Origin of the sequence: Streptomyces sp. NPDC005483, assembly GCF_040606035.1 — a bacterium.
Lineage (GTDB): Bacteria > Actinomycetota > Actinomycetes > Streptomycetales > Streptomycetaceae > Streptomyces.
The window spans coordinates 162,273-182,315 of sequence record NZ_JBEXEA010000006.1; the positions used below are offsets into that span (position 1 = coordinate 162,273).

22 protein-coding genes are annotated in these 20,043 nt (G+C 69.5%); 10 read left to right on the forward strand and 12 right to left on the reverse strand.

The window, feature by feature from the left end; translation table 11 throughout:
- Positions 1–65: 65 nt before the first annotated feature.
- The 3 genes from ABZT06_RS14075 to ABZT06_RS14085 are packed head-to-tail and all read right to left on the reverse strand — an operon-like array spanning position 66 to position 1,613.
- Entirely contained in the window at positions 66–731 is a 666-nt protein-coding gene (locus tag ABZT06_RS14075) for a dihydrofolate reductase family protein (RefSeq protein ID WP_355739739.1), read from the reverse strand.
- Between the two features lie 14 nt (positions 732–745).
- Positions 746–1,267 carry an SRPBCC family protein gene (locus ABZT06_RS14080; RefSeq protein ID WP_355739742.1) on the reverse strand — a complete coding sequence of 174 codons (522 nt, stop codon included), beginning with the start codon at positions 1,265–1,267 and terminating at the stop codon, positions 746–748.
- Entirely contained in the window at positions 1,251–1,613 is a 363-nt protein-coding gene (locus ABZT06_RS14085; RefSeq protein ID WP_355739744.1) for a metalloregulator ArsR/SmtB family transcription factor, read from the reverse strand. Before ABZT06_RS14085 ends, ABZT06_RS14080 begins: the two co-directional genes overlap by 17 nt.
- 185 nt (positions 1,614–1,798) lie before the next feature.
- Here ABZT06_RS14085 and ABZT06_RS14090 point away from each other — a divergent pair, with 185 nt between their 5' ends.
- The 6 genes from ABZT06_RS14090 (at position 1,799) to ABZT06_RS14115 (ending at position 7,735) form a co-directional block, all read left to right on the forward strand.
- Positions 1,799–2,710 (forward strand): LysR family transcriptional regulator, encoded by a 912-nt coding sequence (locus ABZT06_RS14090; protein ID WP_355739746.1) that lies wholly within the window; start codon positions 1,799–1,801, stop codon positions 2,708–2,710.
- 155 nt (positions 2,711–2,865) lie between these two features.
- Positions 2,866–4,032, forward strand: coding sequence for a CoA transferase (locus ABZT06_RS14095; protein ID WP_355739749.1), 1,167 nt, complete (start codon positions 2,866–2,868; stop codon positions 4,030–4,032).
- 20 nt (positions 4,033–4,052) lie between these two features.
- The gene (locus ABZT06_RS14100) at positions 4,053–4,829 is read left to right on the forward strand and encodes a crotonase/enoyl-CoA hydratase family protein (RefSeq protein WP_355739752.1); all 777 of its coding nucleotides are present in this window, start codon (positions 4,053–4,055) and stop codon (positions 4,827–4,829) included.
- 5 nt (positions 4,830–4,834) lie between these two features.
- Positions 4,835–5,584, forward strand: a complete 750-nt coding sequence (locus ABZT06_RS14105; RefSeq protein WP_355739755.1) for an acetoacetate decarboxylase — start codon at positions 4,835–4,837, stop codon at positions 5,582–5,584.
- Positions 5,581–6,531, forward strand: a complete 951-nt coding sequence (locus ABZT06_RS14110; protein WP_355739758.1) for a 3-hydroxyacyl-CoA dehydrogenase NAD-binding domain-containing protein — start codon at positions 5,581–5,583, stop codon at positions 6,529–6,531. The genes ABZT06_RS14105 and ABZT06_RS14110 overlap by 4 nt, the downstream gene beginning before the upstream one ends.
- Before the next feature lies 1 nt (position 6,532).
- Positions 6,533–7,735, forward strand: coding sequence for an acyl-CoA dehydrogenase family protein (locus ABZT06_RS14115; protein ID WP_355739760.1), 1,203 nt, complete (start codon positions 6,533–6,535; stop codon positions 7,733–7,735).
- A gap of 53 nt (positions 7,736–7,788) precedes the next feature.
- Here ABZT06_RS14115 and vanX read toward each other — a convergent pair whose 3' ends face one another.
- The 3 genes from vanX to ABZT06_RS14130 are packed head-to-tail and all read right to left on the reverse strand — an operon-like array spanning position 7,789 to position 10,467.
- Entirely contained in the window at positions 7,789–8,397 is a 609-nt protein-coding gene (gene vanX, locus ABZT06_RS14120) for a D-Ala-D-Ala dipeptidase VanX (protein ID WP_355739762.1), read from the reverse strand.
- Entirely contained in the window at positions 8,394–9,434 is a 1,041-nt protein-coding gene (gene vanA / locus ABZT06_RS14125; RefSeq protein ID WP_355739765.1) for a D-alanine--(R)-lactate ligase, read from the reverse strand. Before vanA ends, vanX begins: the two co-directional genes overlap by 4 nt.
- Positions 9,427–10,467 carry a D-isomer specific 2-hydroxyacid dehydrogenase family protein gene (locus tag ABZT06_RS14130; protein ID WP_355739768.1) on the reverse strand — a complete coding sequence of 347 codons (1,041 nt, stop codon included), beginning with the start codon at positions 10,465–10,467 and terminating at the stop codon, positions 9,427–9,429. Before ABZT06_RS14130 ends, vanA begins: the two co-directional genes overlap by 8 nt.
- 159 nt (positions 10,468–10,626) lie before the next feature.
- Between ABZT06_RS14130 and murF the strand changes: the two genes are divergently transcribed.
- A complete protein-coding gene (gene murF, locus ABZT06_RS14135) occupies positions 10,627–11,985 on the forward strand; it encodes a UDP-N-acetylmuramoyl-tripeptide--D-alanyl-D-alanine ligase (RefSeq protein ID WP_355739771.1) in 1,359 nt (452 codons plus the stop codon).
- 104 nt (positions 11,986–12,089) lie between these two features.
- Here the strand turns inward: murF and ABZT06_RS14140 are convergent, their stop codons facing one another.
- Positions 12,090–13,196 (reverse strand): peptidoglycan bridge formation glycyltransferase FemA/FemB family protein, encoded by a 1,107-nt coding sequence (locus ABZT06_RS14140; protein ID WP_355740171.1) that lies wholly within the window; start codon positions 13,194–13,196, stop codon positions 12,090–12,092.
- 294 nt (positions 13,197–13,490) lie between these two features.
- On the opposite strand from ABZT06_RS14140, the gene ABZT06_RS14145 reads away from it, so the two are divergent.
- Positions 13,491–14,318, forward strand: a complete 828-nt coding sequence (locus tag ABZT06_RS14145) for a MarR family transcriptional regulator (protein ID WP_355739773.1) — start codon at positions 13,491–13,493, stop codon at positions 14,316–14,318.
- Between the two features lie 239 nt (positions 14,319–14,557).
- Here ABZT06_RS14145 and ABZT06_RS14150 read toward each other — a convergent pair whose 3' ends face one another.
- From ABZT06_RS14150 to ABZT06_RS14170, 5 genes are all read right to left on the reverse strand, one after another.
- Positions 14,558–15,487: a sensor histidine kinase gene (locus ABZT06_RS14150; protein WP_355739776.1), complete on the reverse strand. Its 930-nt coding sequence runs from the start codon at positions 15,485–15,487 to the stop codon at positions 14,558–14,560.
- On the reverse strand, positions 15,484–15,816 hold the full coding sequence (locus tag ABZT06_RS14155) for an STAS domain-containing protein (protein WP_355739778.1): 333 nt from the start codon (positions 15,814–15,816) through the stop codon (positions 15,484–15,486). The genes ABZT06_RS14150 and ABZT06_RS14155 overlap by 4 nt, the downstream gene beginning before the upstream one ends.
- Before the next feature lie 304 nt (positions 15,817–16,120).
- Complete coding sequence (locus tag ABZT06_RS14160) at positions 16,121–16,849, reverse strand: phosphatase PAP2 family protein (RefSeq protein WP_355739781.1); 729 nt, start codon at positions 16,847–16,849, stop codon at positions 16,121–16,123.
- Positions 16,846–17,253 (reverse strand): hypothetical protein, encoded by a 408-nt coding sequence (locus ABZT06_RS14165; protein ID WP_355739783.1) that lies wholly within the window; start codon positions 17,251–17,253, stop codon positions 16,846–16,848. Before ABZT06_RS14165 ends, ABZT06_RS14160 begins: the two co-directional genes overlap by 4 nt.
- Entirely contained in the window at positions 17,250–17,921 is a 672-nt protein-coding gene (locus ABZT06_RS14170) for a DedA family protein (protein WP_355739786.1), read from the reverse strand. The genes ABZT06_RS14165 and ABZT06_RS14170 overlap by 4 nt, the downstream gene beginning before the upstream one ends.
- Before the next feature lie 343 nt (positions 17,922–18,264).
- On the opposite strand from ABZT06_RS14170, the gene ABZT06_RS14175 reads away from it, so the two are divergent.
- Both ABZT06_RS14175 and ABZT06_RS14180 read left to right on the forward strand, forming a co-directional pair.
- Complete coding sequence (locus tag ABZT06_RS14175) at positions 18,265–19,203, forward strand: ATP-binding cassette domain-containing protein (protein ID WP_355739789.1); 939 nt, start codon at positions 18,265–18,267, stop codon at positions 19,201–19,203.
- Positions 19,200–20,039 carry an ABC transporter permease gene (locus ABZT06_RS14180; protein ID WP_355739793.1) on the forward strand — a complete coding sequence of 280 codons (840 nt, stop codon included), beginning with the start codon at positions 19,200–19,202 and terminating at the stop codon, positions 20,037–20,039. The genes ABZT06_RS14175 and ABZT06_RS14180 overlap by 4 nt, the downstream gene beginning before the upstream one ends.
- The last annotated feature ends 4 nt before the right edge of the window (positions 20,040–20,043 follow it).

A 20,043-nucleotide genomic window follows, 5' to 3' on the forward strand; every position in this document is an offset into this window, starting at 1 on the left:
CAGGTCACGGACCGGTACCTCGCCCTGAGGTGACATGCCGACACCGCACGCCGCGGGAACGCGGGCTAGCGTCTACCGACGGTGTAGGTCAGGTGGGTCACCCGGGCCGAGGCGTCCGCGCGGGTCTGGGCGAGGGCGAGACGGTCGGGGTCCACGCGGTCGAACAGGCGGATGCCGGTGCCGAACAGCACCGGCGCGAGCGTGATCGAGAACTCGTCGATCAGGCCGGCATCCAGGTACTCCTGGATCGTCTCGGCGCCGCCGGCGATGCGCACGTCGCGGTCGCCCGCGGCCTCGCGGGACTGGGCGAGGGCGCTGTGGATGCCGTCGTTGACGAAGTGGAAGGTGGTGCCTCCCGGCCGCTCCCACGGGTCACGCTCGGAATGGGTGACGACGAACACCGGGGTGTGGAACGGCGCCGTCTCCGGCCAAGCCGGTTCGCCGAGGTCGAACATCCGCTTGCCCATGACGCTCGCGCCGGTGCGCTCGTACGTCGCCCGTGCGATGTCGTTGTCGAGCCCTTCCTCACCACCCTCGCCGAGCTTGAGGTTCTCCCGGAACCACCGCTGCGGGAACGCCCACGCCTGCAACTCCGACCACTTCGTCACCCAGCGTCTGACGCGCGGGTCGTCCTGCGTCCCGGGCGAGAAGGCGTCCTCTGCCGGCACGGCCTCGGGCGCCATGAACCCGTCGAGCGACATCGTCACACTGAAGAACACCTTGCCGGCCATCAGATCTCCTCCCCTTACGGGGTGGTCCCGTTCCGGCCCGTGTCGTTCCGGAGGACTTCGGCGACGTAGGCCGCCAGGTTGCGCAGCGTCTGCTCGCCGCCCTCGATCGCGTGGTACTTCTCCACCGCCTCGTCGCGGAGTTCCTTCGTGGGGAACACCGTGCGCATCACGATCCGGGTCTCGTCGCCGGCCGGTTCGAAGGCCAGGTACGACTCGAACGCGTTGGGGTCGTCGCGGGACTCGCCGTGCAGCAGAGCGATCCGCTCCGACGGGACGATCTCCCGCCAGGTGATCCACTCCTGGTAGTCGGTCCCGTCCGGGCCGTGCATCACGAAGTCCCAGGCCCCGCCGACGCGGAACTCGAAAGACCGCGTGGTGGTGGAGAACCCTTCCGGTCCCCACCACCGCGACAGGTGCCGGACCTGCGTGAACGCTTCGAACACCAGCTCCTGCGGGGCGCTGATGACCCGGGACATCACGATCTCTCGCTCCGGGGACGCCTCTTCGGGCGCGCCGCCGCTACTGGTCGTCGCCATCGGGTGACTCCTCTCGCCTTGCCTGTTTCAGGTCCTGCACGTACTCGTCCAGCCGGTCGAAGCTGCCGCTCCAGAACCGCTCGAAGCCGCCCAGCCACTCGTGCACCGGCCGCAGCCCGTGGGCGTCCAGCCCGTACAGACGCTGTTTTCCCGCGCCGCGGACCCGCACGAGCCCGACTTCGCGGAGGACCCGCAGGTGCTTGGACGCCTGCGGCTGGGTCATCCCCAGGCTCCGCGCCAGGTCGTTCACCGGCCGCTCACCGCCCCGCAGCAGTACCAGGATCTCCCGCCGCTGCGGTTCGGCTATCGCGTTGAACGCGTCCGAGGTCGTCGCCGCTCGTGCCATGTCGCCATCGTATGCCCATATCGGCATGCGTCAACCCACCGCCTTCCGCCGCAGCTCAGGCAGGACCGCGAGCCCAAGACGCCGAACATCCGGACGCCGGCTACGCGGCGTTCCACCGACCCATAGCGGACTGCACCGGCAAGGTTCTTGATCACGCCCCCAGGGCCGCCCTTTACGGTGGCACCGTGGAACTCCTGCATCTGCGTTACTTCGTCGCTGTCGCCCAGGAACTGAACTTCTCCACCGCGGCCCGCAAGCTGCACATGGCGGCCTCCCCCCTGAGCAGACGGATCAAGGATCTTGAAAGCGAACTCGGACACCGGCTGTTCGACCGCGACACCCACCACGTGACACTCACTCAGGCCGGCACCGCCCTGCTGCCGATCGCGCGCGGAGTCCTCGCGCAGGTCGACTCCATCCAGTGGCGGCTGGACGAGACGGCCCGGCCGCGGCGCGCCACCCTGCTGCTGGGAGTGCCCAGCGGCGTCCATCCGGATCTGCGGGAGCGGATGGACGCCCTGGCCGAACGGGTCCGCGACCGGTTCGAGATCAAGCGCTGGCCGGGCGGCACCGACCGCCTCGTCGACGCCGTCTGCGACGGCAGACTCGCACTGACACTGGCCCGCCTCCCGGCAGGCGGCGACCCCGCGCTGGAGCTGCTGCCGGTGATGTCGGAACGGCTCGGCGCGGTCGTCCCCAAGGACCGGTTCGACGGGCGCGAGTCCGTCGCCCTGACGGAACTGGCCGAACTCGCCTACGTCGTCTCCCCGGCGGCCGTGACCAACGCGTATTTCCGCGGACTCGACCAGCAACTGTCCGAACTCGGCATCAAGAAGCGCATCGAGATAAACAGCGCCGCTTTCGAGGGAATTTCCGAGATCGTGTCCAGCGGACTGGCCTTCTCCATTTCCATGCTGGATCCCAGAAGCCCCGTTCAGAATTACCATCTGGACAATGTCACCGTTCTTCCGTTCTCCGATCTCCAGCCCCGTCTGGAGACGGGTCTGATCTGGCGCAAGGACCGGGGCCAGGGCGGCGACCTGGAGGAAGTCGTGGCGGCGGCTCGCGAGGTGTTCGCCGAGCCGCTCCGCTTCTAGGCAAACGAAAATCCTTCACAGATTGCGGTATGACCACTGCGGTCATACCGCCTTTCGTCATTCGGTCATTCCCTCGGCTTTCTTTTCCGGCGACGCTCGCTGTAACTTAGTTTCCAGATACACGTAAAGCGCGAAGCAAGGAGTGAAGGAAAGTCATGACGGACCTCGCGAACACCGTCACCGGCCCCCTGGAGGGCACCCGCGTGATCGACCTGTCGACCGTGGTGATGGGCCCCTACGCCGCTCAGATCCTCGGGGACCTCGGCGCCGACGTGATCAAGATCGAGTCGCCCGCCGACACCGTCCGCGTCGGCCACTACCGCACCACGCCGGGCATGACCCCGCTGAACCTCAACGTCAACCGCAACAAGCGCAGCGTGTCCCTCAACCTCAAGGACGACACCGACCGCGAGCGGGCCCTCGAGCTGATCGACACCGCGGACGTGCTGATCACCAACATGCGGCCCGGCGCCCTGCACCGCCTGGGCCTGTCCTACGACGACATCGCCGCCCGCAACCCCGGACTCGTCTACGCGCACGCCCAGGGCTTCCGCAGCGACTCCGACCGCGCCGGCAACGCCGCGTACGACGAGACCGTACAGGCCGCCTCCGGCCTGGTGGACATCGCCGACCGGGCGCTCGGCGAGCCCGTCTACCTTCCGACCATCATCGGCGACAAGGTCTCCTCGCTGACCATCGCGTACAGCGTGCTCGCCGCCCTGCTGCACCGGGGCCGGACCGGCCGGGGCCAGCTCGTCGAGATCCCCATGACGGACACCCTGATCGCGTTCAACCTGGTCGAGCACCTCGCGGGCCACACCCACGTGCCCGAGACGGGCCCCACCGGGTTCGCGCTGTCGATGCTCAAGGGGCACAAGGCGGTGCGCACCAAGGACGGCCTGGCCTGCGTCATGCCGTACAACCCGCAGAACTACCGGGACTTCCTCACCGCCGCCGGACGCCCCGACCTCGCCGAGGACCCGCGCGTCAACGGGGACGCCATCGACAGCGCCGACCACGAGGACCTGGCCGCACTCCTGGAGACCTGCGCCCCGGCGCTGACCACCGAGGAGTGGGCGGAGGTGTGCGCCAAGCACAGCATCCCGATGGCCCCGGTGCTGGAACTGGACCGCGCCCACGAGGACCCGTACGTCCGCGACGGCCATCTGCTGGACAGCGTCGAGCATCCGACCGAGGGCACCGTCCGCACCATCGGCATTCCGGTGCGGTTCTCCGCCACCCCCGGCTCGATCCGCCGCCTGGCGCCGGTCGCGGGCCAGGACACCGCGGACGTCCTCGCCGAACTCGACGCCGCCCGCTGACCGGACAGGAGAACACCCCCATGAACAACCCCGTCACTCCGGTCGTTCGCACCGAACGCATCGGCTCCGCTCTCCTCATCACCCTCGACCGCCCCGAGGCCCGCAACGCGGTCAACGCGGCCCTCGCCACCGAACTCGCCGCTGCTCTCGACGAGTTGGAGGCCGACCCGACCCTGCGGGCCGGCGTCCTGACCGGCGAGGGCGGCACGTTCAGCGCAGGCATGGACCTGAAGGCCGCACTGCGCGGCGAGTCCCCCGAGATCGAGGGGCGCGGATTCGGCGGCCTGACCGAGGCCGAGCCGAGCAAGCCCCTGATCGCCGCCGTGGAGGGCTTCGCCATGGGCGGCGGCTTCGAACTGGCCCTGGCCTGCGACCTGATCGTCGCGGCCGAGGACGCCCGGTTCGGCCTGCCCGAGGTCAAGCGCGGCCTGATCGCCGCGGGCGGCGGCGTGATCCGGCTGCCCAAGCGCGTCCCGCACCACCTGGCCATGGAGCTGCTGCTGACCGGCGAGCCCGTCGACGGCCGCCGGGCCGGCGACCTGGGACTGGCCAACCGGGTCACTGCCAAGGGCCAGGCCGTCGCCGAGGCCCTCCGGCTGGCCGAACGGCTCGCGGACAACGCCCCGCTCGCGCTGGCAGCGGTCAAGCGCGTCGTCCGCGCCGCCGACAGTGCCCCCGACGCCGAGGCCTTCGCCTTCCAGCGCGGGGAGATGAAGACCCTGATGGCCTCGGACGACGTACGCGAGGGCATGACCGCCTTCGCCGAGCGCCGTTCGCCGCGCTGGACGGGGCGGTGAGGGACATGAAGGCCGAAGACGTACGACAGCACCTGACCACCCCGCTCACCAGCCCGGCGTTCGCGCCGATGGTCCCGCGGTTCACCGACCGCGAGTACCTCAACATCGTCTACCGCACCGACCCCGGCACCCTGCGGGCCGTCGTCCCCGAACCGCTGCGCGTCGACGAGCCCTTGGTCCGGTTCGAGGTCATGAAGATGGGCGACGTCAGCGGCTACGGCCCCTACACGGAGGCCGGCCAGGCGATCCCCGTCAGCTTCGACGGCGAGCAGGGCGAGTACCTGCACGCGATGTACCTCGACAACTTCCCTGCGACCGCCTCCGGCCGCGAGGTCGCCGCCTACCCGAAGGTCATGGGCTCCCCCTCGCTGTACGTCGACTCCGGCGCGGTCGTCGGCACCCTGGACCACGGCTCGCTGCGGGTCGCCACCGCGACCATGGGCTACAAGCACCACGAGCTCGACCGGCGCGAGGCCGAGGCGCAGATCTCCGTGCCGACGTTCATGCTCAAGACCGTGCCCGGCTACGACGGCATGCCACGTGTGCAGGAACTGGTCCGCACCCGTATCACCGACCTCACCGTCAAGGGGGCCTGGACCGGCCCGGCCCGGCTCCAGCTCTTCGCGCACGTGCTCGCCCCGCTGGCCGACCTGCCGGTGCTGGAGGTCGTGTCCGCCAGCCACATCCTCACCGACCTGACGCTGTCCGGCGTCGAGCCGGTCCACGACTACCTGAAGGGAGGCGCCTCCTCATGACCCGCCCCTTCCGTACGGCCGCCGTCATCGGCGCCGGAACCATCGGCCTGTCCTGGACGGCGCTGTTCGCCGCCTACGGCCTGACCGTCCGGGTGAGCGACCCGCGCGGGGACCTCGCCGAGGCCGTCAGCGAGGCCCTGGAGCAGTACGCCCCGCACCTGGCCGCCCGGGGCCTGGACGTGACCGGCCTCGCCCATCGGGTACACATCGCGGCCGACGTCACCGACGCGGTCCGGGACGCGGACGTCGTACAGGAGAACGGCCCGGAGCGCGTCGAGTTCAAGCAGGGCCTGTTCGCCACCCTGGCCCGTGAGGCACCCGCCCACGCGCTGCTGCTCAGCTCCTCGTCGGCGATCCCGTCGACCGCGTTCACGGGTGAGCTGGCGGACGCGGACGCCGCCCGCGTGCTGATCGGTCACCCTTTCAACCCGCCGCACCTGGTCCCGCTGGTCGAGGTCGTGCCGGGCGAACGCACCGGCGAGGACGCCGTGCAGGCCGCGCTGGACTTCTACACCTCGGTCGGCCGCACCCCGGTCGTCGAGCGCGAGGAGATCCCCGGCTTCGTCGGCAACCGCCTGCAGAACGCGCTCGGCCGCGAGGCGGTGTACCTCGTCGAGCAGGGCGTGGTGACCCCCGAGGACCTCGACAAGGTGGTGACCAACTCCCTTGGCCTGCGCTGGGCCACGGTCGGGCCGTTCCTCGGCTCGCACCTGGGGGGCGGGCCCGGTGGTTACCGGCACCTGGTCGAGCACATCGGCAAGTCGATGCAGCAGACGGGGGCGGGAGCCGGTACCCCGTCGCCGGACGAAGACCAGCAGGAACGGCTCGTCGAAGCCGTGGAAAAGGCCTACGGCTCCTTCACGTACTCGGAACTCACCGAGACGCGCGACCGCAGGCAACTCGCTGTCCTGGCAGCCCTGGACAGCGCGGACAAGGAGGAGAACTGAGATGACCACCACCATGGAACCGCTCGAGGGCAGGCTGACCGCCGACTTCTACCACTACGAGTCGCTGCTGCCGGACGACGAGCACAAGCTCCTGCTGAAGGCCCGCGACCTCATGCGTGACCAGGTCAAGCCGCTGGTCAACGAGTACTGGGCCAAGGGCGAGTTCCCGACGGAGCTCATCGGCCTGTTCCGCGAGAGCGGCCTCGCCGGACTGCCCTACGAGGGCTACGGCGAGCACCGTCCGGCCGTGAGCAACCTGCTCAGCGGCATGATGGCCATGGAGATGGCCCGCACCGACGCCTCGGTGTCCACGTTCTTCGGCGTCCACAACGGCCTGGCCATGTACTCGGTCCACTCCGGCGGCAACCAGGAGCAGCGCGACCGCTGGCTGCCGGCCATGGCGGCGATGGACAGGATCGGCGCGTTCGCGATGACCGAGCCGCTGGGTGGCTCCGACGTCGCGGGCGGCATGCGCACCACTGCCCGGCGGGAGGGCGACACCTGGGTCCTCAACGGCGCCAAGAAGTGGATCGGCAACGCCACCTTCGCCGACCACGTCGTGGTCTGGGCGCGGGACGAGGCCGACCACCACGTCAAGGGCTTCGTCGTCGAGAAGGGCATGCCCGGCTTCGACCCGGTGAAGATCGAGAACAAGCTCGCCTTCCGCATCGTCGAGAACGCCGAGATCGCACTGACCGACGTGCGGGTGCCGGAGGCGAACCGCCTGCAGAACATCAACTCGTTCCGCGACGTCGCCGAGATCCTGCGCGCGACCCGCGCCGGGGTGGCCTGGCAGGCGCTCGGTGTCATGACGGGCGCCTACGAACTGGCCCTGGACTACGCCCGGGAGCGGCAGCAGTTCGGCCGCCCCATCGGCGGCTTCCAGCTCGTGCAGGACCTCCTGGTCAAGAGCCTCGGCAACATCACCGCCTCCTGGGGGATGCTGGTCCAGCTCGCCCGCCTCCAGGACGCTGGCATCTTCCGCGACGAACACTCGTCCCTGGCCAAGGCGTTCGTCACCTCGCGGATGCGGGAGGTCGTGGCCTGGGGCCGGGAGATCTTCGGCGGCAACGGCATCCTCCTGGACCACGACATCGCCCGCTTCTTCGCCGACGCGGAGGCGATCTACTCCTTCGAGGGCACCCGCGAGATGAACACCCTGATCGTCGGCAAGTCGATCACGGGCCAGAGCGCCTTCGTGTGACGAGTAGCGGCGTTCAGTGCCCCGGGACCTCCGGTCCCGGGGCCGACCGCGCTCTACGTGATGGGAAAGTCGAAGTAGGTGTCTGGATATGGTTCTTCTTTCAGTGTGTAATGCCACCATTCGTAGGCGTACGACGTGAAGCCGCAGTCCTCCATGAGGAAGCGCAGCTGTTCGCGGTTTCGTGCTTCGGCTTGCTCGATCACCGTCGCGCCGTGGTGGGAGCGGGCATCCATCAGGTCGTGACCACCGCCCATGGAGGCGAGTTCTCCGGTGTCCAGGTGATACAACGTCACATCGACGGTGCTGCCGCGGCTGTGGCCCGACATGGTGGCCACGTACCCCAACTCGAACATGTCGGAGCGGTCGATATGCGGATAATGCCGCGGCTTCGTCCGGCCGTCCTCCGCCTGTCGCGACCAGCGTACGAAGCAGTCCACGGCGCGTTGTGGACGGTAGCCGTCCCAGAGCAGCAGGCCGAAGCCGAGGGATCCGGCCTTGTCCCGTGCCTTTTCCAGAGCGGCGCACAGGACCTTCGTGCCGACGATGCGATTCGCCAGGTAACCGTCCACCGGTTTGCCGGTGAAATTGTCCCAGGTGGCGTACTTGGCGTCCCAGCGTATCCCGGGGACGAGCTCGTCCACGAAGGCGAAGTTCTCGTTCATCGGGGCTTCCCCGGCAGTGCCAGTGACACCAGACGGTGGATCACCTCGGTGAGGGGGAGATCCGCGGCCGCCATCATCCTCGGATAACGGCTGTACGAGGTCATACCGGGGAACGTATTGACCTCGTTGAGGACCACTTCGCCGTCCTCCTTGAGGAACATGTCCACCCGCGAGAGTCCCCTGCACCCCAGGGCGCGGTAGACGGCCTTCGCCTTCTCGGCGACGAGCGAGCGCGACTCCTCCGGAATGTCGGCGGGGACGATCGCCACGGAGTTGTCGGATCCGGTCTCGGGCTGGACCTCCTGATGGATCCTGAAGAAGCCGTGGGAGAGCGCGATGTGGTCCACCTGCCCGGCGATCAGGTCCTTCTCGTTCCCGAGGATGGCACACCCGATCTCGCTGCCGGCGACGGCCTCTTCGATCAGCACCTTCGCGTCGTACCGTCGGGCGGTTTCCACCGCACCCATGAGCTCCTCTTTCCGCGACACCTTGGTGACGCCGAAGGACGATCCCGAACGGGCCGGCTTCACGAAGGCCGGACAGGTGATCCGGTCGGGGTCGATGGTTTCGCCCGTTGTGAGGGTCCAGTGATTCGGCGTGCGGATTCCCACGTTCTCGGCGACGAGGTAGGTGAGGGACTTGTCCATGCACAGCGCGGAACTCTGGATGTCGCAGCCGACGTAGGGGATTCCGGAGAGTTCGAGGAGACCCTGTATGGCGCCGTCCTCTCCGAGTCTGCCGTGCAGCACCGGCAGCACGACGTCCAGGGGGACCGTCTCGTACCGCCCCTGGTCCAGGACGAGCAGTCCGCGCACGCTTCGGTCCGGCGACAGCACGGCCGCGCGGTGGTCGCCCTTCTCCCAGTCCGCGTCAGGCCCGTCGCACAACCTCCAGTCACCGCTCTGCGTGATCCCGATGTAGAACGGCTCATACGTCTCGATGTCGAGATGCCGCGCGACCTCTCGCGCGGACTTGACGGAGACAGAGTGCTCCTCGGAGCAGCCACCGAAGATGATGCCGACCTTCAACCTAGCCACGCTGATTCCTTCTTTCGAATGTCAGGCAGTTGGTGATCGAGTTCTGGACCATGTCGATCAGGGCGTGCTCCGTGTAGTACGCGGTGTGCGGAGTGATGAGCACGTTCGGCATCTCCTGCAGCCGTAGCAGTGCTTTGCCTTTGATGTGGTTGTTACGGCAGTCGGTGTAGAAGATTCCTTCTTCTCCTTCGATGACATCCAGCGCCGCCCCGCCCAGCCGGCCGCCTTCCAGTGCCGAGGTGAGGGCTTCGGTGTCGATCAGGGGACCGCGGCCGGTATTGACGAGGAAGGCGCCGCGTTTCATCTGCTCGATCCGCCGGCGGTCGAGGAGATGATGCGTATCCGGGGTGAGCGGTGCGTGGAGTGACACGATGTCGCTCAGCCGTAGCAAGTCATCGAGGGAGACGTAGTCGCCAGACGTCCCTGGGCGAGGGTCATAGGAGAGTATTCGACCGCCGAAACCCCGCAGCCTTTCCCTGACCGCCGTGCCGATGCGTCCCGTTCCGACGACCCCGACGGTCAGGTCGCGCAGTTCTTTCCCGCGCACCTCGTTCAGCCGGTAATCGTGACGGTCGGAGCGGCGCACCGTAAATTTCGCGTTCCGTACCGCCATCAACATGAGCATCAGCGTGTAGTCGGCCACGCTGTCGGGCGAGTAGGTGACATTTTCGACGGAGATGCCGACGCTTGCCGCGTATTCCACGTCGATGTGGTTGCAGCCGATGCTGCGCGTGGAGATGTACATCACTCCGACTCGGCTGAGGGCGAGGAGTACGGAAGGGGGGATCCGAGCCTTGTGGCCTACGCTGATGCACCGATTCCCTGCGGAAAGGTCGGTGTTGGCTTCGGATACCGCCGCCTCCGTGAGTGTGGTCGTGACACCGAAGCGGAGTGCCTTCTGCCGGAACAGAGTTGCCTCGTCCTGCCCGCATCCGTAGACGGTGATGCCCGTTGCCGGGACCGCCGAAGAGGACGAAGTCGCCGGAGATCGGGGGCTGTCGGCCGCCTTTCGGGCTGATTCGCTGTGGGTCATGCCGACAGCCAAGATGACGGGGTGTTGCCGCGGTGTATGCGGTTTTCGATACGCCGACGATAAGCAACAGGCCGGTAGCGTCGAGCACATGGCTCATTTGATCGTCCATCCTATTCCGCTTTTCCCCTGCCCTCTCTCCCGGATCTGCGAGGCCTCGGCGTGATCCCGCTCAGCGTCGGTGAGATCGCCACGGTCGTCGGCGGCTCCATTTCCGGCGACGGCGACAGCGACGGTTCAATGATGGTGACCGCGCCGGCCGTGCTCGACAGCCGACGAGCCGAACGGGGCGGCCTCTTCGTCGCCTTCGCCGGCGAGCGCGTCGACGGCCACGACTACGCCGAGCAGGCAGGGCGGTTCGGTGCCGTCGCCGTACTCGGCTCCCGGCCCACGCCGCTGCCCACCGTCGTCGTCGAAGACGCCCAGGCCGCGTTGCAGGCGCTCGCCGCCCACGTCGTAGGCCGGCTGCGCGACGGGCTGACCGTGTTCGGGGTGACCGGCTCGCAGGGCAAGACCAGCACCAAGGACCTGCTGGCGGCCGTGCTGTCGAGCACAGGACCGACGATCGCCACGTTCGGCTCGTTCAACAACGAGCTCGGTGTGCCGCTCACCATGCTGCGCGCCGATGCCACGACCCGGTTCCTCGTCCTCGAGATGGGGGCCCGACATGTGGGCGACATCGCCCAACTCACCGGCCTGGTCGCGCCCGACATCGCCGTCGTCGTCAACGTCGGCCGGGCCCACCTCGGCGAGTTCGGATCGCGCGCTGCCATCGCCGAGGCCAAGGGCGAACTCGTGCGGGGGCTGGCGCCGGGTGGCACCGCCGTCCTCAACGCCGACGATCCCCGGGCGGTAGCGATGCGCTCGCTCACCGAGGGCCCGGTGCTGACCTTCGGCCGGGCGGAGCATGCCGACGTGCGGGCGTTCGGCGTAGTTCTGGACCGGCTCGGCCGACCGTCGTTCACGCTGCGGACCGCCGACACCTCGGCTTCCGTCGCGCTGCCGCACGTGGGCGCCCACCAGGCGTTCAAGGCGTCGGCTGCCGCAGCCTCGGCGCTGGTGGCCGGCGTACCGCTCGATATGGCAGCGGCGCGGCTGGCCACTGCCGCGCTGTCGCGGTGGCGCATGGAGCTGCGCGGCCTCGCCGGCGGCGCGATGCTGCTCAACGACTCCTACAACGCCAACCCCGACTCGACCCGCGCGGCCCTGGACGCGCTGGCCGCGATCGAGGGCGGGCGCCGCATCGCCGTCCTCGGCGAGATGCTCGAGCTCGGCGACGACAGCGGGGCCGAGCACCGTGCCGTCGGGGAGTACGCCGCCTCGCGGGCCGACCTGGTGGTCGCGGTCGGCAGGGCCGCCCTGTCGATCGCCGAGGGGGCGGGCGAGCGGGCGGTGGTGGTGGTGGCCGACAACGGCGCGGCCGTCGCCTGGCTGCGCACCCAGCTGGCCGCAGGCGATGTGGTACTGGTCAAGGCATCCCGCGGGGCGCGTCTCGACGAAGTGGCCGCCGCGCTCGCGTAGTTCGGCGAGGTGAGCGGGAGGAGCGACGGTCTGCCGGGGGCGCGGGGCGTTCGACGGCCTCCTCACGGTTCTGGACGAGATTGCCGCGGTGGGGAGATCCAGGCTCATCGCCCGCGCCGCTTGATGTACAGGTCGAACGCCCGGTAGACCAACGGCCGCAGCGGCCGGTCCCATTCGCCGGCGTACCTCACCGCCTGGCCGCCGGTGCCGACCTTGAACTGGATCAGCCCGGCGTGCGGATCGTCGGGGTCGAGGGTGGGTGTGATGCCGCGCAGGTCGTAGACGTCGCAGCCGGCCGCGAGCGAGTCTCGGATCATCGCCCATTGGCAGGCGTTGGAGCCGCGCACCTCTCGCTTGCGGGTCGACGAGGCGCCGTAGGCGTACCACGCGTGGGCGCCGACTCGGACCAGGATGGTGGCGGCGACCACGTCACCCTGGTGACGGGCCAGATAGAGCCTGATCCGCTCAGGGTCCTCCGCGGTCAGCGCCTCGAACATGGTCTGGAAGTAGCGCAGCGGCCGGGGTGTGAAGTGGTCGCGCTCGGCGGTGTGGACGTAGAGGTCGTGGAACACCTTCAGGTCCTCGCCGACCGTGACCTCGACGCCCTCTTTGGCCGCCTTCTTGATGTTGCGGCGCCAGAGCTGGTTCATGCTCCTGAGCAGGTCGTCCTCCGTCCTGCCGGCCAGCGGGATCTCGTACTTGAACTGCGGATGCCCGACCCCGAAGCCGTCTTCCGGGCTCTGCGGCAGCCAGCCGGCGTCCCTGAGCCGACCGGTCACCGCGGCGCCGACGGGGTCGTCCCGCTGCCCGGGCAGGTCGGTGAGCCGCTTGATGCCGGGGTCGGCGATCCCCTCCTTGACCTGAGCGGCGCTCCAGGTGTTCGTGCGCACCGGCGGGCCGAGCCGGATCGCGAACGCGCCGCGAGCCCTGAGACGGGCCGCCAGCGGGTCGAGCCACGCGTCGATGTCGCCGGACCAGTCGATGACCGGGCCCTCGGGCAGATAGGCCAGGGTGTAGCGCTCGAGCCGCGGCACCGGGCGGTGCAGGACGAGCCCGGCACCGACCAGCTGTCTGCCGTCGTACCAGCCGAGGGACTCGCCGCGCCACTCGGTCTTGACGCGGGCCCACGCCGGGGTCTGCAGGAAGCTGACCGACCGCTGCGTCCGCACGAACGCCAAGTGCTCGGCGGCGCTGATCAGTTCGACGGTCAGCCTGCCGCCGGGGATCCTGCGCCCTCGGTGAGGCGTGGTCCGGCTCACCGGTCCCCCGCCCTCGCATCGACGTTCCGGGACGACCCGGTCTTGACCGCTGTACGCGATGATTCGCTGTAGGACATGTCCGCCATTGAAGGGAGCGCGGTGTTGCCGGTCCGTATGCGGTTTTCGATACGCCGGCCATATGCGTCGTGTCGCCGCATGGAGCACAGGCGTGTGTGACGACGGGCGCGTCGTGAGGGCGAGGCCGGTGCTCCACGGCGTGCCGTGACCGCAGGCATGATGTGGGCCATGACTCACACCGCCCGTCGCATGTTCGAGCTCCTGGAGCCGATCTGTCTGGTCACCTTCTTCGCCGACGAGTGCAACGAGGAGCTGGCCGCGCTCGGCCACCGCACCTACTGGGACGGCTACTTCGCCAGTCGCGCCGCGCCGTTGGGACGGGTGCCGGCGCAAGTGGTGCACGCGGCCTTCTACAGCTTCGCCGAGGGAGAGGCCGCGCGGCACATCCCGAGCGCGTGGGAGACCATCCCGCCCGAGGCGTCCGTCGCCGCGCGGGAGCGGGGCAGCGCGGCTTCCCTACGGCGGATCCTCGGCGAGGAGCTGGTCGACTCCCCGGGCCTGGTGCGCGCCGCCGACCTCACCACCAAAGCAGCGACGAACGCGCCCATGGAAGGCCGGGTGATGTACGCGGGGATGCGTACCCTTCCGGTGCCGGGCGACCCGGCCGCCCGGCTGTGGCATTCCGCGACCATGCTGCGCGAGCATCGCGGTGACGGGCACGTCGCCGCTCTCGTCGGTGCGCGCATCGGCGGCACGGAGGCCCACGTGCTCTCCGCGCTGGAGATGGGCATTCACCCGCCGGAGTCGTTCGGGCGCATCCATCACCTGCCGAAAGAGCGGCTGACCGCGGTCATGGACGGCTTGCGCGAACGCGGGCTCGTCGACGCCCACGGCCGGTTCACCGACGCCGGCCGCGAGACCAAGCAACACATCGAAGACCTCACCGATGAACTCGCCGCCCCGCCGTACGACGCCCTGTCTCCCGCCGAACTCGACGAGCTGATCACCGAGCTCGAACCCATCACCGCGAGGCTGGTGGCCGCAGGGTCACAGTGACGAACGGGAACTGACGGGAGGAGGAGTCCGCTGCCCCAGCGCCCTACACGGCTGATGAAGGCTGCCGACTCACCGCCGCTACGCACCACCGGTTGACCATGAGGCGCGCACTCATTGCACGGCCAAGCCGCGCTACTCCCGAAGCCCAGCGCCGACGGACGCCCCCAGAGAGCAGACGTGCACCTGCGGGAGCCACCCTCACCCTGGCTGACGGACCGCCTGGTGCTGTGCGGAGGGGATCAGTTGTAACTGATGTAGCAGCGGATGGCCGTTCCGTCGGGGCTGGTGTGGACGCGTACCAGGTCGGCGAGGGAGTTCACGAGCAGCAGGCCCCGGCCGCCGAGCCTGTCCCGTGCGGGTGGGCGACGGCCGGCGAGCGGATCGTTCAGATACCCCTGGTCGCGTACCTCGCACACCACATAGCCGTCATCGGACCACATCCGCAGGGTGCCGGAACCCCCGCCGTGCACGACGCTGTTGGTCGTCAGCTCGGCCACGATCAGGGCCACGTCCTCCAGACGGACCCCGGAAAGACTGCGTCGCGCGGCCTGTTCGACCGCGAACTGCCGGGCTCTCGGCAGCTGGCCGGCGTCGAAGACGAGTTCCTCGGCCGCCGCGGGCTGTTCCAGAGGCTGGTTGTAGCGTGCAACCACGTACTCGGGGGCGTAGGCGGTGCTGGACTGTTCCCTGCCACCTGAGATGACCAGGGGATGGGTCGCGTACGCGTCGGTGAGTACCTGCTCGTCGAGACTGCCGACGTCGTAGGGGCACAGGATGGTGACGTCCCGGCCCTGGAATGCCGGGTTGATCAGTGCCTCGTGCTGGACGCACGCCGGGTACTCCACGGCGCTGCGGCCGGCCCAGATCGGCTCACCGATGATCCGAACCCGCTTCTCACGGTGGGCGTCCGCGAAGGCGCGCAGCACCCTGGGGATGATCCTCCCGGGGTTGCGCCCCGCCTCGGTCATGTCGAGGAGCGTCACGTGGGCGACGTCCTCGCCCAGGGCCGACTTGAGGATGTCGAGGTTCGGCCCGGGCACTGCCACCGCCACAGGCTCCCCGGCCCTCAGGCCGTCGCGGACGAACGGCACGGTGCCGTGCAGGTACTCCTCCTCGCCTCGGTAGAACAAGGCGGGATGGACGAACGGTTCGGTGCTGGGCTCCATCATCGTCCCATCACCTCGACAGTGAGCAGGTCCGGCCAGAACAGGTCAAGAACGCGCCGCAGGGTGGCAGGCGGTTCCTCGAGCACGATGCGTCGCCCCTGGGGAAGGCCCTGGGCGGTCACCGCCAGGGCGGACACGCCGGCGACATCGACGAAGGTGACCGCGGAAAGTTCCAAGTGGCACGCCTCTTCGTCGCTCCGAGCAAGGTGGTGCAGCGTCTGTTCCCAAGCCGGGCGGGTGAGCAGGCTGATCTCGCCTGCCGCCTGCCATCCCGGCCGGTCCGTCAGCGGGAGCACGCGCAGGGCGCCCGCGACGGGGGACGGCGATGCCATCGGCCCGCCCGCCTCCCTCGAACTGTCCACGCCCTCACCCCTGGTTGTCCGCTGTCGTGCTCCCCCAGTATCTCCTACCGGTGGAGTGCAGGCGACGACTGCTCGGCGGAGACGCCGTCCGGCGGCGCTCGGACCTGGCGCGCGAGGGCGCGCGAGTCCGACCGCTCGCCGCTGCGGGGCGACCGGGGTTCCGTTCACACCGACGCTGTAACGGACGGAGGGGTTCGGGCAGATGGTCGTCTCCCCCGGCGGAGAACCCGGACAGCCGGTCGGTGAGCCGGTGGTATCCCCGCGCAGCAGGACGTCACGCAGGGCGTGATCGTCCTCGACGACCAGGATCCTGTGGCCCAGGGTCATCCGTCGGTTCCCGGTCTGTGCCCGTCGTACCTGTGATGGCCCCTTCGGGCAGCCGCCAGGCGGCGGCACATAGGCACATCCCGAGCCAGCCGAGCGCGAACAACCAGCCGCCGACGACATCGGTGAACCAGTGCACGCCGAGGTAGACGCGGGTCAGCCCGACCAGGGCGCCCCAGCAGCCGAAGACGAGGGCGAGCAGGGTCCTGCCGCGTGGAGCGCGCACGTGCACCGCGATGACGAGGAGTCCTGCGGTGAGTGCCGCCGTGGTGGAGTGCCCGGAGGGAAAGGCCCAGCCCGAGGCGTGCGTGGCCCAGTGTGCGTGGGCTGGGCGGGGCCGGGCGACGAGCGCCATCACGCCGTAACGCCCCGCCTGCCCCGCCCCGAGGCAGCCGAGGCACAGGGCGGAGGCGAGGGCCCGTCCACGCGGAGTGCGCCCGGCGATGATCCCCGCCAGCACCACGAGGACGTACGGGATGACACCGGTGCCGGTGGCGGTGAGGCCGCGAGCCAGCGCCAGTGCCACGGCAGGGCGGTGGCCGACGGACCAGGACAACAGGTCCGCGTCGCCGTACAGCGGCTTCCCGTCACCGATCACGGTCATGGTCAGTACGCCGAACGCCGTCCAGGCGCCCAGACCGACGCTGCCGGCCAGGTCGCCGAGGTCGCCGCGTTTCATGACGCCAGTGCCGGCGGACGCGGCCGAGTGCTGGTGATCCGCCGGGCCAGGGTATTCAAACGGCGGCGCACCGCGAGCGCCGCGACGAGGGCGTCCACCACGACTCCGGCCGCGATGTGGTGCGGACAGCACGGACCGGCCCAGATCTTGAAGTCAGCCACCGTGCAGGCGGCCACGGCCGTGTGATCGCTGCGGAACGACCGGTCACCCGGCGCCGGGCACGCCTCCCGCGTGATCATCCGGCGCGTCGGACACGAGGCCGCCCTCCTGGGCGCGGCGAACACCACCGGACCGTAGGCCGACCAGGCCGACCAGGCCGGTACCAGGCCGCCGAACCGGCCGGGCGAGCAGTGAACGAGATCCACCACGCCGGTGTGGGCGGAGCCGTCGAAGGCGGGAGTCATCCGCCTGCCTCCTTCGCCTTGGCCGCACGGCGGGAGCGGTGCACCTCGGTGGCGAGCGGAATCAGTGACACGGCCACGATCACGGCGACGAGGGGCAGCAGGTAGCGGTCCACATCGGGGATGGACGAGCCCAGCGTGTATCCGCCCAGTGTCAGCCCCAGGCTCCAGACGAGCCCGCCGGCCATCTGCCACACGGTGAAGGTGCGCAGCGGAACACCCAGGGCCCCCGCCATCGGATTGAGCACGGTGCGCACCACCGGCACGAACCGGGCCAGCACGATCGCCCTGGCGTGTCCATACCGCTGCAGCAACTCCTCGGCCCGCTGCGCCCCTTCGTGCAGGCGGGCCGAGCGGCTGCGCGCGAGGAGTGCCCCGCCTGCCTTCCGGCCGAGCAGATAGCCGCACTGCGCCCCGGCAAGCGCGCCCACGACCGCGGCCACCAGTAGCGGAGCGAGGGACAGCTGCACGCCGTGCCGACCGCTCCTGGCGCACAGCAGTCCCGCTGTGAACAGCAGGGAGTCGCCGGGCAGGAAGAAGCCGATCAGCAGGCCCGTCTCGGCGAACATCACCAGGCCGACCCCGAGCACACCGAAGGCCGCCAGAAGCGACTGCGCACTGAGGACATTCACCGCTAGCTGTGGGGCTGCTGCGAACAAGGGTGCGGTCATGGACGCGGGCCCTCTCCTAAGGGGTGTGCGGGGGCACGCGTACGCGCCACCCAAGTGACTACAGATCTGTAGACGGTCTACTGAACTGTAGACGAAGACCGGAGCAGGCCGCGGCCCACGTCGGCGGCCGCAACCTCGTCGCCCGTGCTGCCTGGCGCCCGTCGCGAGCGGGAATGGACGGCGAGCACGCAAGGCACCGCAGGTCTTCGCGTAGTACCGCGGTACGACACGTGCGGCGCGGTTCAGCCTCCTGGTACCACCAAATCCGACCGATTCGGCACTTAGCGTTGCCGGTGTGGCGTCGGTGATCACGGACGCCGGAGACCGACAGAAAGAAACGCGAATGATCGACGCACGCCAGTTGACCAAGAGGTACGGAGAGAAGACGGCCGTCGACGGGCTGGACTTCGTCGTGAAGCCGGGCACGGTGACCGGCTTCCTGGGGCCCAACGGAGCGGGGAAGTCCACGACCATGCGCATGATCGTCGGCCTCGACGCCCCGACGAGCGGTTCCGTCACCGTGAACGGCCACCACTACGCCCAGCACCAGGCACCGCTCCAAGAGGTCGGCGCTCTCCTGGAGGCGAAGTCGATCCACCCGGGCCGCTCGGCGTACAACCACCTGAGGGCCCTCGCGCTGACCCACGGCATCCCGGGCCGCCGGGTCGACGAGGTCATCGACCTCGCGGGTCTGGGCAGCGTGGCGAAGAAGCGCGCCGGCGCCTTCTCCCTCGGGATGGGCCAGCGGCTGGGCATCGCGGCAGCGCTGCTGGGAGACCCGCAGACGGTGATGCTGGACGAGCCGGTCAACGGGCTGGACCCGGAGGGTGTGCTCTGGATCCGCAACCTCCTGAAGACGCTCGCCGAGGACGGGCGGACGGTGTTCGTGTCGTCCCACCTCATGAGCGAGATGGCTCTGGTTGCGGACCACCTGATCGTCGTCGGGCGCGGACGGTTGCTGGCCGACACGACCGTGGCGGACCTGATCCGCGAGGCGGGCGGCCACACGGTGAACGTGGCGACGCAGAACCCGGCGCGGCTGCGGGACGTGCTGGCCGGGCCGGGCGTCGACGTCACCGGCCAGATCGGCTCCGAGGAACTGCAGGTGACCGGGTTGACCCCCCGGGAGATCGGGCTGAAAGCCGCCGAGCACGGAATCGCGCTGTTCGCATTGAGTGCTCGAACCGTGTCGCTGGAGGAGGCGTTCATGGATCTGACCAGGGATGCCGTGGAATACCACGGCTCCACGACCGGGATCGAGCCCCTGGGGAGGCCCGCATGAGCACCCTCACCGCGACGGCCGAGGAATCCCGGACCGCCCCGTCCCGCCCCGTCTACCGGGTGACCGGACGCCGTGTCCTGTCCTCCGAGTGGGCCAAGCTGTGGTCCCTGCGCTCGACGTGGATCACCCTCGGCCTCGGCCTGCTGTTCCTGGTGGCCTTCGGACTGATCTCCGCGAGCCACTACAAGTCGGGGATCAACTCCGGACACACGGACCGGGACTTCGCCGATGCCACGGCCGTCAGCCTGTCCCTCTTCGGTACGAACTTCGCCCAGCTGGCCCTGGGCGTGCTCGGCGTGCTGGTCACGGCGGGGGAATACTCGACCGGGATGATCCGCTCGACGCTCGCGGCGGTACCGCGCAGACTGCCGGTGCTGTGGTCCAAGGCGGCCGTGTTCGGACTGGTCGCGCTGGCCGTGGGGACGCTGGGCGGCTTCGTCGCCTTCCTGATCGGGAGCGGCATCGTCTCGGGCACGCCCGCCGCCATGGACCTCTCGCACGCGGGCGTGGTACGCAGCCTGCTCGGCGCAGGGCTCTACCTCGGCCTGGTGGGCGTGATCGGCACCGCCCTGGGCGCCCTGCTGCGGTCGGTGGCCGGCGGGATCTCGGTGCTGGTGGCCTCCCTGATGCTCGTCCCGGGACTGATCTCCCTGCTCCCGAGCTCCTGGCAGGACGACATCAGCCCCTACCTGCCGTCCAACGCGGGACAGGCGATGTTCGCCCTGACCCACGACTCCACCACCCTGTCGCCGGGCACCGGGCTGCTGGTCTTCCTCTGCTGGACGGCACTGGCACTGGGCGGCGCGGCCTACCGGCTCGCGCGCACCGACGTCTGACACC